The 15,028-nt window shown below is 67.6% G+C and carries 13 protein-coding genes; 7 read left to right on the forward strand and 6 right to left on the reverse strand.

The features are described 5' to 3' along the window. Positions 1-134 precede the first annotated feature (134 nt). Both HLH27_RS08360 and ybaL read left to right on the forward strand, forming a co-directional pair. On the forward strand, positions 135-1,589 hold the full coding sequence (locus HLH27_RS08360) for a carbohydrate porin (RefSeq protein WP_182949517.1): 1,455 nt from the start codon (positions 135-137) through the stop codon (positions 1,587-1,589). A gap of 113 nt (positions 1,590-1,702) precedes the next feature. Beyond that, positions 1,703-3,409, forward strand: a complete 1,707-nt coding sequence (gene ybaL, locus HLH27_RS08365; protein WP_182949519.1) for a YbaL family putative K(+) efflux transporter — start codon at positions 1,703-1,705, stop codon at positions 3,407-3,409. Here ybaL and HLH27_RS08370 read toward each other — a convergent pair. The 3 genes from HLH27_RS08370 to HLH27_RS08380 all read right to left on the reverse strand — a co-directional run bounded on the left by HLH27_RS08370 (position 3,399) and on the right by HLH27_RS08380 (position 4,491). Next, a complete protein-coding gene (locus HLH27_RS08370; RefSeq protein WP_182949521.1) occupies positions 3,399-3,572 on the reverse strand; it encodes a hypothetical protein in 174 nt (57 codons plus the stop codon). The genes ybaL and HLH27_RS08370 overlap by 11 nt on opposite strands. After that, positions 3,569-3,772 (reverse strand): hypothetical protein, encoded by a 204-nt coding sequence (locus HLH27_RS08375; protein WP_182949523.1) that lies wholly within the window; start codon positions 3,770-3,772, stop codon positions 3,569-3,571. The genes HLH27_RS08370 and HLH27_RS08375 overlap by 4 nt, the downstream gene beginning before the upstream one ends. A 422-nt stretch (positions 3,773-4,194) precedes the next feature. After that, positions 4,195-4,491, reverse strand: coding sequence for a hypothetical protein (locus HLH27_RS08380; protein WP_182949525.1), 297 nt, complete (start codon positions 4,489-4,491; stop codon positions 4,195-4,197). A gap of 445 nt (positions 4,492-4,936) precedes the next feature. Here HLH27_RS08380 and hpnR point away from each other — a divergent pair, with 445 nt between their 5' ends. The 3 genes from hpnR (at position 4,937) to HLH27_RS08395 (ending at position 9,243) form a co-directional block, all read left to right on the forward strand. Beyond that, complete coding sequence (hpnR, locus tag HLH27_RS08385) at positions 4,937-6,478, forward strand: hopanoid C-3 methylase HpnR (protein WP_182949526.1); 1,542 nt, start codon at positions 4,937-4,939, stop codon at positions 6,476-6,478. A gap of 106 nt (positions 6,479-6,584) precedes the next feature. After that, the gene (locus HLH27_RS08390) at positions 6,585-8,996 is read left to right on the forward strand and encodes a heavy metal translocating P-type ATPase (RefSeq protein ID WP_182949528.1); all 2,412 of its coding nucleotides are present in this window, start codon (positions 6,585-6,587) and stop codon (positions 8,994-8,996) included. A gap of 37 nt (positions 8,997-9,033) precedes the next feature. Continuing rightward, positions 9,034-9,243: a heavy-metal-associated domain-containing protein gene (locus HLH27_RS08395; protein WP_182949530.1), complete on the forward strand. Its 210-nt coding sequence runs from the start codon at positions 9,034-9,036 to the stop codon at positions 9,241-9,243. A 7-nt stretch (positions 9,244-9,250) separates the two neighbouring features. On the opposite strand, the gene HLH27_RS08400 is transcribed toward HLH27_RS08395, so the two are convergent. Continuing rightward, positions 9,251-9,604, reverse strand: a complete 354-nt coding sequence (locus HLH27_RS08400) for an ArsC family reductase (RefSeq protein WP_182949532.1) — start codon at positions 9,602-9,604, stop codon at positions 9,251-9,253. Positions 9,605-9,727: 123 nt separating this feature from the next. On the opposite strand from HLH27_RS08400, the gene HLH27_RS08405 reads away from it, so the two are divergent. Continuing rightward, the gene (locus HLH27_RS08405) at positions 9,728-10,387 is read left to right on the forward strand and encodes a preprotein translocase subunit YajC (RefSeq protein ID WP_246375651.1); all 660 of its coding nucleotides are present in this window, start codon (positions 9,728-9,730) and stop codon (positions 10,385-10,387) included. A 296-nt stretch (positions 10,388-10,683) separates the two neighbouring features. Next, positions 10,684-12,342 (forward strand): phosphoglucomutase (alpha-D-glucose-1,6-bisphosphate-dependent), encoded by a 1,659-nt coding sequence (gene pgm, locus HLH27_RS08410; RefSeq protein ID WP_182949534.1) that lies wholly within the window; start codon positions 10,684-10,686, stop codon positions 12,340-12,342. 42 nt (positions 12,343-12,384) lie between these two features. Here pgm and HLH27_RS08415 read toward each other — a convergent pair whose 3' ends face one another. Beyond that, positions 12,385-13,407: an isoaspartyl peptidase/L-asparaginase family protein gene (locus HLH27_RS08415; protein ID WP_182949536.1), complete on the reverse strand. Its 1,023-nt coding sequence runs from the start codon at positions 13,405-13,407 to the stop codon at positions 12,385-12,387. A gap of 184 nt (positions 13,408-13,591) precedes the next feature. Then, positions 13,592-14,947 (reverse strand): 8-oxoguanine deaminase, encoded by a 1,356-nt coding sequence (locus HLH27_RS08420; protein ID WP_182949538.1) that lies wholly within the window; start codon positions 14,945-14,947, stop codon positions 13,592-13,594. Positions 14,948-15,028 lie beyond the last annotated feature (81 nt).

The following is a 15,028-nucleotide window of genomic DNA, read 5'->3' on the forward strand; positions in this document are numbered from 1 at the left end:
GGCGATTCCGAAGAGCCCTTCGCCGCATGCCCTGGGTGGCCCGCGACATGGTCCGGACTCCTTCCCTGCCTCGCGGCGGACAGGCTGCCCTGTCGCGCGATCCGCATTCATCATTTCGCCGGGGCGCGCTGCCGATGTTCGCAGGATTTTTCGGTGCCGTGAGAGGGGGTGTCGCGGCCGCCCTGCTGTTGGCGGTGCTGGGGGCGGCGCCGGCGCGGGCGCAGATCATGGATCGGGAGATCGGGTCGGCCCCGGCCGTGCGGGTCGATACGCCCCTGCCCGCCCATGACACGATGAAGACCGGCGTGCCGCCCTTTTCGCACCCCGAGGCGCTGTTTCCCAACGCGCTTTCGGACTGGCTGCGCGGGCATGGGGTGAACCTGCTGGTCGACAACGTCAACGAGTTCGCAGGGGCGATCACACCGCCCACGCGGGGCAGCACGCCCGGCTTTTCGAACTACCGGCAGGGGGCGAGCAATGCCGGGCAATATGCCGTGCAGCTTGATGTCGACTGGGAAAAGCTGGCCGGGCTGGACGGGTTTGCCACCCACATGATCACCATCGGCCGCTACGGCACCACGGCCAACCGGATGTTCGGCGACTGGCTGAACCATGCGTCGGAGGTTTATGGCGGGGGCGGCAACGTGGTGGTGCATCTGGTCTATGCCTATGGCGAGGAGACGCTGCTGGGCGGGCGCATTGCCATTGCGGCAGGGCGGATGGCGGAAATTTCGGATTTCGCGGCCAGTCCGCTGTTCTGCAATTTCCAGAACGGCAGTTTCTGCGGGCGGCCCAAGGGCATTACCGACACCAATTACGATGCCGGATATCCGGCGGCGACATGGGGCTTTCGCGTGCGCGGGCGGCCGGCGCGGTCGGTCTATGTCCAGACCGGGCTGTACCCGATCGAGGACGGGATCTATCAGGTCTTTCAGCACCGGACGGGATTCAAGTTCAACGGGGCCAATATCATCGGCTATGCCGCGCCGGTCGAGACGGCGTGGGAGCCGATTTTCGGCCATGGCAGGCTGCCCGGCCATTACAAGTTCGGGGCGCAACTGTTCAGTACGCCGCAGAACGACAATTTCCTCGACCTCGGCGGCATGCCCTATGCACTGACGCGGCAGAAGCAGAAGACGCGCAGTGCCTCGTGGTCGAGCTGGGCGATGTTCGACCAGCGGCTGCTGCATTATCGCGACAGGGAGTCCGGCCTGACGGCGCTGTGCGGGATGATCTATAACGATCCGCATACGTCGCTGCGCGAGTACGAGGTTTATGGCGCGCTGCTCAATCGCGGGATGTTTGCCTCGCGGCCCTACGACACGCTGGGGATTGCGCTGACCTATACCAAGATCGCCCCCGGCGTGACCCTGTCGGAAGGGTATCTGCTGAACCGGCATGCGGCCCTGCCCAATCATGCGACCGGGGTCCAGCGCGAGACCATGGTGCTGGAAGTGAACTATGCCATCCATGTCATGCGCGGCGTGATCCTGACGCCGCTGCTGGAATATTATGTGCACCCCAACGGGCAGTACAATCTGCGCGATGCAGCCCTGCTGGGTTTCAAGAGCCATATCCAGTTCATGTGAGTCTGTGGCCCGCGCACCGCCGGGCCGGGGCATCTTGAAAACGTCGCAAAAAAGAGGGTGCTCCGGGCGCGGGGACGAGCCATTCTCGTGCCCCGAGACAGGAGTGCCCGGCCATGCCGCATGCCAGCCCATTGATCACGATCCTGGTCATCGGCCTGACATTGGCCTTTCTGCTGGGGATGGTGGCGACCCGGCTGGGGATTTCGGTACTCGTCGGCTATCTGCTGGCCGGGGTGATGGTGGGGCCGTTTACCCCCGGCTTCGTCGCCGACCAGGGGCTGGCGCCGCAACTGGCCGATGTCGGCGTGATTCTGCTGATGTTCGGCGTCGGGCTGCATTTCTCGGTCAAGGACCTGATGGCGGTGCGGGCGGTGGCGCTGCCCGGATCGGTCGCACAGGTGGCGCTGTCGGCGGGTACCGGCACCGGGCTGGGGCTGCTGATGGGCTGGCGCCTGCCGACCGCGCTGATCTTCGGCCTGTCGCTGGGGGTGGCCAGTACCGTGGTGCTGATGCGGGCGCTGGAAGAAAAGCGGCTGATGGAGACCGAGCGCGGGCGGCTGGCCATCGGCTGGCTGGTGATCCAGGACGTGATCACGGTGCTGGCGCTGGTGATGCTGCCGGCGCTGATGCCGGACATGAAGAACGGCGCCACCCATGCCCCCACCCTGCTGGAGCTGGGGTGGACGCTGGGCCTGACGCTGGGGAAGGTCGCGGCCTTCGTCGCGCTGATGCTGCTGGTAGGACGGCGGGTGATCCCGGCCGCGCTGCATTACGTGGCGCGGACCGGGTCGCGCGAACTGTTCCGGCTGGCGCTGCTGGCGGTGGCGCTGGGGGTGGCCTTTGTCGCGTCCAGCTTCTTCGGCGTGTCGTTTGCGCTGGGGGCGTTCGTGGCCGGGATGGTGCTGAGCGAATCCGCCCTGAGCCAGCATGCGGCCGAGGAGACGCTGCCGCTGCGCGATGCGTTTGCCGTGCTGTTCTTCATCTCGATCGGGATGCTGTTCGACCCGTCGGTGCTGGTGCGCCATCCGGGCGTGCTGCTGGCCGCGCTGGCGGTGGTGCTTGTCATGACGCCGCTGATCGTCTTCGCGACCCTGCGGGTGCTGGGAGAGCGGCGGCAGACGGCGCTGACCATGGCGGCGGGGCTGGCGCAGATCGGCGAGTTCTCGTTTATCCTGACCACGCTGGGGGCGGATCTGGGGCTGGTGGATTCCTCGACCCGGTCGCTGATCCTGGCGGTGTCGATCCTGTCGATCCTGATGAATCCGCTGGCGTTCCTGATCGCGGGGCTGCTGGGGCCGTGGGCCGAGCGGCGCGATGCCGCGCGGGCGGGCGCCGCGGCCGAGGCGGTGGCCCATGTCGCGGGGCCGCTGCGCAACCATGCCGTGGTGGTGGGCTATGGGCGGGTCGGGGCGCTGGTGGCGGAGGGACTGCTGCGCCGGCACTGGCCGCTGCTGGTGATCGAGACCGGGGACAGTGCGATCGCATCCGTCCGCGCGCAGGGGGGCGAGGCCATTCTGGGCAATGCCGCCGACCCCGCCATTCTGGCCGAGGCGAACATTACGGCGGCGCGCCTGCTGGTGGTGGCGATTCCCGAGGCGTTCGAAGCCGGACAGGTGGTGGAGCAGGCGCGGGCGGCGAACCCCGCGATCACCATCATCGCCCGCGCCCATTTCGACAGCGCGGTCGATCATCTGCGGCAATTGGGGGCGGATGTCGTGATCATGGGCGAGCGGGAAATCGCCCATGCCATGCTGGATTATGCCCTGCGCGACACGAAGGGGCAGGCCGCCGCCCCGTCGCCGCGGACCCTCAGGAGGTGAACAGGACCGACGTGGCGTCGGACAGCGTCGCCATGTCCATTGCCCCGGCACCGGCCAGCACCGCCAGGACCCCGGCGCAGAGCAGGACGACCAGGAGGGCGTCGCCCCCGCCCATCCCGCAGGTGGGGGCCGGGCGCATGGGCTGTGCGCAATGGTCGCTCATGCCGCCGCCGGGCCGCCCTGGGCCGCGCGGAACTGGCGGGTGACGGTGCGCATCAGCACCGCCAGGTCGGGCGAGGTCTCGTTATGCAGGGAGCGGACCCTGTCATGGGCCGCGTAGAAACGGCGCGCATTGAAACCATCCACCAGAATGGCGGCACCGACGAAGACGCCATCGACTTCGATGATCGTGGAACTCAGCATGGGTTCATGCCCCTGGACCGTGATGCGCCGGCTTGCTCCGGCCTGCTTCATGACGTGACAGGCTGCCCCCCGGTGGGGGCGCCCTGTTCGCAGGGACATCGGTCCCCGATCGGTTGGTGTTTCGTCATGTCAGCGGCGTCCTGTATTCCACCATGTAAAATAGTGCGTATTCCATAATGCGACGGATATCAACGAGTCAATCGTCAACACACATGTCGTGTGCGTTGTTTCTGGAAATACCGTTGTGAATCCGTTATAATGAATGGCGCGCGCGCAGAAGCGGGCCGTGGCCCAGGGGGGCGCGGCCGGACGTTATCTGTCTGGAATCGGGGGGGGTTGGACGGGGGTGAATGCGGGGGCGCCGCGTTCGATGAAGGGATCAGCCCGTCCGCACGGCGGCTTGCGGCGAAGCCGCCGGGGTGTCAGCGGGTGTAGCTGTAGCCGTACTGGTCGGCCAGGGCCTGGAGGTCGGGGGCGCCGCGCAGGTTCAGCGGGATCGGCTGCGGGTTCCTGGTGCCGATGACGAAATTATGGTCCGTCATGCGCTGGCAGGTATTGGCCGCCAGCGGGAAGCTGAGCTTGAGTTCCGCGCCCATCTGGGCCCGCAGGCAGGAAATGTCGGAATCCGTGGGGCGGCGCCCGATTTCCGATGAACACCCCGCCAGCAGGATCGCGGCACCGGCAACCCAACCAAGACCCGTTCCGTTCTTATGCTTCATTCCGACCGCCGCCAGCCCCTCTTGGAGCCGTCCATCACCATGATTCGCGCCCGACACCGCCTGACCGGATCGATATCGGGACACCTTGTCTCGAATCAGCTTGCCATGGATCGCCTGCCCGCGATAGGGCGCGGCGCGCATGACAGAATGGCAGGCTTCGTTCACGCCTTCATGAATTCGACGGTGTTCGGTCGATCGTGCAACAATATCCAACCGTATTCTCCCGCAAACCGGACAATAATCGAAACCCGGGTGCCCCGTGGCGGGGCTTCGGCCGGCCCGTGCATAGGTGTCATTACCCATCGTTCGGGTGACGGGGGGCGCTCCATCTGGGCAAAATATTCGGGACCACGACAAGCCATTGCCCCCGTGCGCCGCCGTCCCCCATCGGCCAGGCCGCCACTTCATTCCGCCGCGCGCCCGTGGCGAAAAACGAGGTGTCAGAATGAGAATACTCGCCGTCCACCCCAGCGCCCTGATGTACACCAAGGTCTTCCTGCGGCTGGAGCCGCTGGGCCTGGAACTGGTGGCAGGCGCCGCCCGGCAGGCCGGGCATGAGGTGAAGATCATCGATCTGCAGGTGGAAACCCACCGCGACTATTGGCGCATGATCGAGGATTTTCGGCCCCATGCCGTCTGCTTTTCCGGAAACTACCTGGCCAATGTGCCGGAGATCGTCGATCTGTGCCGCGAGACGCGGGCGCGGATGCCCACCGTCTTCCTGTTCGTCGGCGGCCATTCGGTCTCGTTCATCGCCCGCGACATCCTGGAGCTGGCCGAGGGGGCGATCGACTGCATCCTGAAGGGCGAAGGCGATGCCACCGTCGGGCAGTTGCTGGATACCCGCCAGGCGGGCGGCGACATCCTGACCGTGCCCGGCGTGGTGACGCTGACGGGCGAAGGGCCGCCGCCGATCTTCGTCCCGTCGCTGGACACGATCCGCCCGGCGCGGGACCTGCTGCGCCATCGCCGCAAATATTTCATCGGGACGCTGGACCCCGCGGCCTCGATCGAATTCGCGCGCGGGTGCCCGTGGGACTGCACCTTTTGCAGCGCCTGGACGTTCTATGGGCGGTCGTACCGCACCGCCAGCCCGACCGTGATCGCCGACGAGCTGGAGGCGATCCGCGAGCCCGGGATCTTCATCGTCGACGATGTGGCCTTTGTCCATGCCGAGCACGGCATGGCGATCGGCGAGGAAATCAAGCGGCGAGGCATCCGCAAGGAATATTACCTGGAAACCCGCGCCGACGTGCTGCTGCGCAACAAGGAGGTGTTCCGGTTCTGGAAGGAGCTGGGGCTGAGCTACATCTTCATCGGCATGGAGGCGGTGGACGAGGAAGGGCTGAAGCATTTCCGCAAGCGCGTGTCGCTGGACCGGAATTTCGAGGCCCTGGAATTCGCCCGCTCGCTGGGGCTGATCGTCGCGATCAACATCATCGCCGATCCGTCCTGGGACCGGAAGCGGTTCGAGGTGATCCGGCAATGGTGCCTGGAGATTCCGGATATCGTGAACATCTCGGTCACCACGCCCTATCCGGGCACCGAGATCTGGCATCGGGAGGCGCGGCGCCTGACGACGCGGGATTACCGGCTGTTCGACATCCAGCATGCGGTGCTGCCCACCACGCTGCCGCTGGAGGAATTCTACGAGGAACTGGTCAAGACCCAGCAGGTGCTGAACCAGAAGCATCTGGGCTGGAACGCGATCAAGGACACGATGGGCCTTGCGCTGCGCCTGGCGCTGCGCGGGCAGACCAACTTCCTGACCATGATCTGGAAGTTCAATTCGGTCTTCAACCCCAAGCTGCAACTGGCCGACCATCGCCGGGTGCCGCGCTACGAGATGCCGGTGCAGCCCGAGGCCGAGGACAAGATCGACCGCAAGGCACTGTATGTCCACAACCCCGCCGGGCGCCGCAGCCGCGCCATCGACGATGCGACCGAGACCTTCGTGGACGAATCGCGCACCGCGCCGGCCGATTGAGGGGGATGGCTGACGGGGGCGGTTGACGGGGGCCCGGTGCCGCCACATTTTTCTGTCCGGCATCCGTCCTGAGGCGGGCGCACGGACAGGAGGCCGCATCGCGCCCATGACATCCGCGCAAACCCTTACCCTTCCGCTGGAAGGCATGACCTGTGCCGCCTGTGCCGCCCGGATCGAAAAGGTGCTGAACCGGCTGCCGGGGATTACCGCGTCGGTCAATTTCGCCGCCGCGACCGCGACGGTGCAGCGCGGGGACGGCGCCCCGGCGGCCGATGCGATTGTCGGCACCATCCGTAAGGCGGGGTTCGACGTGCCGGCCCGCCATGTCGCCCTGGCGATCGCGGGCATGAGCTGCGCCGCCTGTGCCACCCGGATCGAGACCGTGCTGAACCGGCTGCCCGGCGTGACGGCGCAGGTGAGTTTCGCCGGGGAGCGGGCGGAGGTCGGCTACCTGCCCGGGCTGGCCGATCCGCCCTTGCTGATCCGGCAGGTGGAGAAGGCCGGCTATACCGCCACCCTGCCCCGCGACGGAACCGATGCGGCCCAGGACGATGCCGCGCGCCGGCGGGCCGCCTGGCGGCGGCAGGTCGGGCTGTTTGCCCTGTCGCTGGTCCTGACGCTGCCGCTGCTGGCCGGCATGATCGCCATGGAAGCCGGCCTGCCGGACCTGCTGCCGATGTGGGCGCAATGGGGGCTGGCCACGCTGGTGCAGCTGGTCTGCGGGCGCTCGTTCTATCGCCAGGCCTGGAACGCGCTGCGCGGGGGCGGTGCCAACATGGATGTGCTGGTGGTACTGGGTACCGGCGTCGCCTGGCTGTCCAGCACCGCGACCCTGCTGCTGGGGCTGGACGGGCCGTTCTATTTCGAATCCGGCGCCACCGTCATCACCCTTGTCCTGCTGGGCCGGCTGCTGGAGAGCCGGGCCCGGCTGCGCACCCGCGAGGGGGTGGAGCGGCTGATGCGCCTGCAACCGCAGGTCGCGCATGTGGTAGTGGATGGGACGGTCGTGGACCGGCCGGTGGAGAGCCTGCGGGTGGGCGATGTGTTCGTCGTGCGGCCTGGCGAGAGCATTCCCGTGGACGGCACGATTCTGGACGGGGAATCGGATATCGACGAATCGATGCTGACGGGCGAGCCCATCCCCGTGGGCAAGGGTGCGGGGGACCCGGTTTCCGGCGCCACCATCAACCGCGACGGCGTGCTGCATGTCCGCGCCCGGCGGGTGGGGGCGGATACCACCCTGTCGCGCATCGTGCGCATGGTGCAGCAGGCGCAGGGCAGCAAGGACCCGGTGCAGCATCTGGTGGACCGGGTTTCGGCCGTGTTCGTGCCGGCCGTGCTGAGTGTCGCCGTCCTGACCTTCGTGACCGGGTGGCTGCTGACCGGGCACCCGGGCGGGGCGCTGACCGGCACCATTGCCGTGCTCGTCATCGCCTGCCCCTGTGCGCTGGGGCTGGCGACGCCGACCGCGATCATGGTCGGGACCGGGCTGGGGGCGCGTGCCGGGCTGCTGTTTCGCAATGCCGAGGCGCTGGAGCGCGTGCACCGGATCACGACGCTGGTGCTGGACAAGACCGGCACCCTGACCGAGGGCCGGCCCGGCGTGACCGATATCGTGCCCGCCCCCGGCGTGCCGGCCGCGAGCCTGCTTTCGGCCGCGCTGGCGCTGGAAGAGAATTCGGAACATCCGCTGGCGCGTGCCATTGCGGCCCATGCCGTCGCGGCCGGTGCGGTGGCGACCCCGGTCCGGGCCGTGCGCGCCCTGCCCGGCCGTGGAGTCGAGGGGCAGGAGAGCGATGCTTCCGGCGGTACCCTGCGGCTGGGGTCGGCGCGATTCCTGACCGAGTCGGGCTGCGATGCCGACAGCGCCACCGTCGAGCGGCTGGAGCAGCAGGGCAAGACCGTGATCGGCGTGGCGCGCGATGCCCGCCTGCTGGGCCATATCGCCCTGGCGGACCGGGTCAGGCCCGATGCCGCCGACAGCCTGGCCGCGCTGCGCGGGCGCGGCATCCATCTGGTGATGCTGACCGGGGACAATGCGCGCACCGCCGCAGCCGTGGCCGGGCAACTGGGGCTGGACGAGATCATTGCCGGCGTGCTGCCGGACGGCAAGGCGCACGAGATCGAACGCCGTCGCGGGCCGGGGCAGCTTGTGGGCATGGTGGGCGACGGCATCAACGACGCGCCGGCGCTGGCGGCGGCGGATATCGGCATCGCCATGGGCAGCGGGTCCGACGTTGCGCTGGAGACGGCGGATGTGGTGCTGATGCGCGGCGAGCTGCGCGGGCTGGTCGATGCCATGGACCTGTCGCGCGCCACGCTGGCCAAGGTGCGGCAGAACCTGTTCTTCGCCTTCGTCTACAACGTCATCGGGATTCCGCTGGCGGCGCTGGGCTGGCTGAACCCGGCGCTGGCGGGGGCCGCGATGGCTGCCAGTTCGGTCTCGGTGGTATCCAATGCGCTGCTGCTCAATCGCTGGAAGCCGTCCTTGCGCCGGGGCGGGGCAGCGCATAGCTGACAACGGGGCGGCATCGCCCCATCAGGGAGACAGAACGATGGAAACGCTTACGATGAACATTACGGGCATGACCTGCAATGGCTGCGTCACGTCGGTCAGGAATGCGCTGGAGCGGACCGACGGGGTTTCCGCCGCCGAGGTGACGCTGGAGCCCGGGCGGGCCAGGGTCAGCTACGACCCGGCCTTTACCTCGCCCGCCGCGCTGCGCATGGCCGTCGAGGATGCCGGATTCGAAATCGCGGCCTGACCGGCAATCAGGCTTCCAAAGCCGCGTAGGTTTCGGGCCTGAAGCCTACCGTCAGCTTGCCGTCCACATCGAGGACCGGGCGCTTGATCATGGAGGGCTGGGCCAGCATCAGGTCGATGGCCCGCGCCGCGTTCAGGTCGGCCTTGTCGGAATCGGGCAGCTTGCGGAACGTGGTGCCCGAGCGGTTCAGCAGGATTTCCCACCCGACCTGGCGGACCCAGCCCTCCAGCACCGGGCGCGCGATGCCCGCCGCCTTGTAGTCGTGGAACGCGTAGGCCACGCCGTGCGCGTCCAGCCAGGCCCGCGCCTTCTTCATCGTGTCGCATGCCTTGATGCCGTAGATCGTGACCGCGCGCGCCATATCGCCTCTCTCTGCCTTCCGCCGGGATCGTGCCGGGTACTGCCCGGCATCGACACTTTGAAAACAGTCTCTTAATATCAGTTTCAAAGCCGCGCCAAATCGGATGAGAGAGCAGGAACAGACATGATGGCACCCGCAACAACGCGTCACCTCCTCAACCGCCTGTCGCGGTCCGCACGGCTGCTGCCCGTCGCGGCGCTGGCGCTGGCCATGCCGCTGCGGGCCCATGCCCAGGCCTCGGTCATTACCGGGAACCAGGTCACGCAGGCGACGGTGGAGACGATCGACCCCGCATCGGGCGAGGTCCTGCTGCGCGACGGCGATGGCGGGCTGATCACGGTCGAGATTCCCCGCACCGTCCATAACCTGCCCCATATCCAGCCGGGCGACCGGATCAATATCCGCTTCTTCCAGACCATCGGCGCCGACGTCGTGCCCGCCGACAGCCCGCAGCCGGAATCGACCGTGACCTCGGCCCATGGCGTGACCAACCGCCACCCGCACGGCATGATGGTGTCGTTCCGCCGCAAGCGGGTACGGATCGCGGCCGTCGATGCCGCGCACAACGTGGTGACGACCGTGGGGCCGGCCGATTCCACCCAGACGATCACGGTGCACACCAAGGCCATGCAGGCCCTGCTGCCGACGCTGAAGGTCGGCGATACCGTCGACGTGACGACGATGGATGCCGTGTCGTTCGAAGTGCTGAACCGCGTGATCACGCCCTCGACCACCGTGCATGAGGGCACCGGCACCGCCGGCGCGGCCCCCGCCGGCCACTGAGGGCACGTTTTTTCCCGCACTCGCCGCGCCGGCGCGCATCCGCGCGGCGCGGCGGGCGTTTCGATCGTGCTCCATAATGATGCCACGTCATCATGGGACGGAGGCACGATAGTGGGGACGGTTTCGGACACATCGCTGCCGGCATATCCTGCGCGCCTGCCCCGCGCCGACGTCCATCGCCCCCGGGCGCGTGGGCGCGGGCGCATGACGGCGTGCAGGATCGGGCCGTGCCGGGCTGCCCCCGACCGGACATGGTGCCTTCGAAACGGCCCCATCCACAGGAAGGAGAGACAGGAATGGTGACGATCAGCCCACTGGCCGGCAAGCCGGTTCCGCCCGCGCGCCTGATCGACGTCGCGAAACTGGTCGCGGCCTATTACGATCTGAAGCCCGACCCGGCCATTGCCGCCCAGCGCGTTGCCTTCGGGACCTCCGGCCATCGTGGCTCGCCATTCCATACCAGCTTCAACGAAGCCCATATCCTCGCCGTCAGCCAGGCAGTGTGCGATTATCGTGCCTCCGCCGGGATCGACGGGCCGCTGTTTATCGGGATCGATACCCATGCGGTCTCGCAGCCGGCGCTGGCCTCGGCGCTGGAGGTGTTTGCCGCCAATGGCGTGGAGACCTTTATCGATGCGCAGGGCGGCTATACCCCGACGCCCGTGATCTCGCACGCCATCCTGACCTATAATCGGGGGCGGACCAGCGGGCTGGCGGATGGCGTCGTCATCACGCCCTCGCACAATCCGCCGGAAGATGGCGGCTATAAATACAATCCGCCCCATGGCGGGCCCGCCGATACCAACATCACGAAGATCGTCGAGCGGGCGGCCAACGATTTCCTCGCCGCCGGGCTGGCGGGCGTGCGGCGCATTCCGCACGAGCAGGCGCTGCGCGCTGCCTGCGTGCATCGGCACGACTATATCACCCCCTATGTCGACGATCTGGGCGCGGTGCTGGACATGGAGGCCATCCGTGCCTCCGACGTTGCCATCGGCATCGACCCGCTGGGCGGGGCGGCCGTGGCCTACTGGCAGCCGATCATCGAGCGCTATCGCCTGAACGCCACCGTGGTCAGCACCGTGGTCGATCCCACCTTCTCGTTCATGACCGCCGACTGGGACGGGCAGATCCGCATGGATTGTTCGTCGCCCTATGCCATGGCGCGGCTGATCGAGTTGGGCAGCCGTTTCGACGTCGCCTTTGCCAACGATACCGATGCCGACCGGCACGGCATCGTCGCCGGCACCGACGGGCTGATGAACCCGAACCATTACCTGGCCACCGCCATCGATTATCTGTTCGCCAACCGTCCGGGCTGGGGCCCGCAGGCGGCGGTCGGCAAGACGGTCGTCAGCAGCAGCCTGATCGACCGCGTGACCGCCCGGCTGGGCCGGCGCTTGGTCGAGGTGCCCGTGGGCTTCAAATGGTTCGTCGACGGGCTGATCGACGGCGGGTTCGGCTTTGCCGGCGAGGAAAGCGCCGGGGCGTCGTTCCTGCGCAAGGACGGCACCGCGTGGACCACCGACAAGGACGGCATCATCCTCGGCCTGCTGGCCGCCGAGATTACCGCCCGCACCGGGCATAATCCGGGTGTTGCCTATCGCCGGCTGACCGCCGAATTCGGCACGCCCTATTATGCGCGGATCGACGCCCCCGCCACCGCGCCGCAGAAGGCGCTGCTGAAATCGCTGACGCCCGAGCAGGTCGGGCTGCACGCGCTGGGCGGCGAGCCGATCCGCGCCACGCTGACCCGCGCCCCCGGCAACGATGCCGAAATCGGCGGGCTGAAGGTGGTGGCGGAGAATGGCTGGTTTGCCGCCCGGCCCTCGGGCACCGAGGATGTCTACAAGATCTACGCCGAGAGCTTTGTCAGCGAAGACCATCTGCATCGCATCCAGGACGAGGCGACGAGCGCGATCTCGGCCCTGTTCGCGGCCAGCGCGGCGTCGTAGGGCCCCAGGCGGGCGCCGGCCTTGCGGTCGGCGCCCCCGTCGCTATTTGCCGTCGCCGAAGATGGCGACGTGCGAGACGCCGTCCCGCCCCACCCAGGCACGGTACATGCCGCTGGTGTTGAAGGGCATGGCGATATCGCCCTGGGCGTCGACCAGGATCGCGCCGCCATCGCCGCCCAGGGCCGGGATTTCGTGGTTGATGACATCCTGCGCCGCGTGATCGAGGGCTTCGTGCATCATGGTCACGCGCATGCAGATTTCGTGTGCCGCAACGGTGCGGATATAGAACTCGCCCCAGCCCGTTCCCGACATCGCGCAGCCGGCATTGGCGTAGGTGCCGGCCCCGATCAGCGGGGAGTCGCCCACGCGGCCCCATAATTTGTCGGTCATGCCGCCGGTCGAGGTGCCGGCCGCCAGGTGCCCCGCGCGATCGAGCGCAACCGCGCCGACCGTGCCGAAATGGCGGTCGGTCGTCTCGTCGGCATGCTGGCTGTGGGCCGCATCTTCCTTCAGCGCCTTCTGCAACTGGTCCCAGCGGCGCTGGGTCCAGAAATAGGAGGAATCCACCAGCGGAATCTTCTGCGTCACGGCGAAGGCCTCGGCCCCGTCGCCGATCAGCAGCACATGCTGGGAGTGTTCCATCACCGCGCGGGCCAGCGTGATCGGGTTGCGCACATGCGCCACCCCGGCGACCGCGCCGGCCTGGAGCGTGGCGCCGTCCATGATCGCCGCGTCCATTTCGTTACGCCGGTCGTGGGTGAAGACGGCACCCTTGCCGGCATTGAAGTTCGGGTCGTCCTCCAGCACCCGGATCGCGGCCACCACCGCGTCCTTTGCCGGCTGGCCGGCCTTGAGGGCCGTGTATCCGGCCTGCAATGCCCGGTCCAGTGCCGCCTTCACGATCTGCTGGCGCTCGACCGACATGTCGGCCTTGATGACCCCGGCGCCACCATGGATCACCATCACCGGCACCGTGTCGGCCCGTGCCTGGCCGCCGGACCACAGGGCTGCCGCCAATGCCGCGACCGCTGCCAGGGGCCTGGGCCCGATTCCGTTCTTGCTCATTCTTCACCTCGGCTGTGTGGCGGCACGCTACCATCGGAATCGTAATGAACAAGGGTGTTCTTTTTTTGAAAAAAGAACCAAAAAACTTTGATTCGTTCGGGAGTTTTTGGCTGGGGCACGCAACGCCCCCCGAACGGATAAAAGTCTTTTTGCTTCTTTTTCTTCAGAAAAAGAAGGCCTTCCCTTACCTGTCCAGCCGCTGGATGCGCCGTGCCTCACGCGCATGGTCACGCAGGATATCCCCCAGATTGGCCAGCAGCGGCACCCCGTCCGACACCAGCACCCTGCCGTTGACGATGGTGGTGCCCGCCGCGGCCGGCGCGCAGCGGAGCCAGGCCTCGACCGGATCGCTGAGCGCGCCGGCGGCTGCGACCTCGGACATCGACCAGATGACCAGGTCGGCGCAGGCGCCGGGGCGGAGGTGCCCGATTTCGTCTTCCCACCCCAGGCAGGCGGCGCCGCCGCGCGTTGCCATGTCCAGCGCGTCGCGTGCCGACATGGCGTGGGGGCCGTGGCGGAAGCGCCCCAGCAGCAGGGCCATGCGGGTTTCCAGCCACATCGAGGCATGGTCGGTCGAGGCCGAGCCGTCGCAGCCCAGGCCGACGCGCATGCCGCGGCGCCGCATGTCCAGCGCATCGGCCGTGCCGCCGCCGATCATCATGTTGGAGCAGGGGCATTGCGCGGTGCAGACGCCGGCGCGGGCCAGGCGGTCGATCTCGTCGCCCGTGGGGTAGATGTAATGCGCGACCCATGAGCGGGGGGTGGCCCAGCCGACGCGCTCGAAATACTCCGTGGGTGTGCAGCCGTAGATTTCGGCGCAATAGCTGTCCTCGTCATGATCTTCCGCAAGGTGGGTGTGCAGGCGCAGATCGTGCTTTTCGGCCAGGCGTGCGGATTCCGTCATGATGCGTTCCGACACGCTGAACAGCGAGCACGGTGCCAGCGCCACCCGCCCCATCGCGCCCGGTGCCGGATCGTGGAACGCCGCGACCAGACGTTCGCTGTCGGCCAGGATCGTGTCTTCGTCCTGCACCACCGAGGCGGGGGGCAGGCCGCCATCCTCGACCGATCGCGTCATGGAGCCGCGCGTGGCATGGAAGCGGAAGCCGATATCGCGGGCCGCGCGGAACTGCGCGTCGATCAGGAATGGCCGGGGATGGACGTACATATGGTCCATCGAGGTGGTGCAGCCGCCCATCAGCAGTTCGACCATGGCCACGCTGGTCGAGAGATAGACCGATTCCTCGTCCAGGTCGGCCCAGAGCGGGTAGAGGCCCTGGAGCCATTCGAACAGCGTGCCGTTCGTCACCGGGGCGTAGGCGCGCGTCAGGTTCTGGTACATATGGTGATGCGCGTTGACCAGTCCGGGCGTGACCAGCCGGCCTTGGGCCGAGATGACCGATTGCGCCGCCGGCGCGTCCCGGGACCCATCGCCGATGGCGTGGACGCGACCGTCCTTGATCGCCAGCCAGCCATTCGCGACTTCCCAGCCGCGATCGATGTAAAGATAGGCGTCCGTGACCAGCAGATCGACCGTCATGACGGTTCCCCCGTTACCGAATGTCAGGGTGACGAGCACCCTGTCGCGATGAAGCCCTGTCCCGGAGGTGCGAAGTCCGGA

This window comes from Gluconacetobacter takamatsuzukensis (assembly GCF_014174275.1).
Classification (GTDB): Bacteria; Pseudomonadota; Alphaproteobacteria; order Acetobacterales; family Acetobacteraceae; genus Gluconacetobacter; species Gluconacetobacter takamatsuzukensis.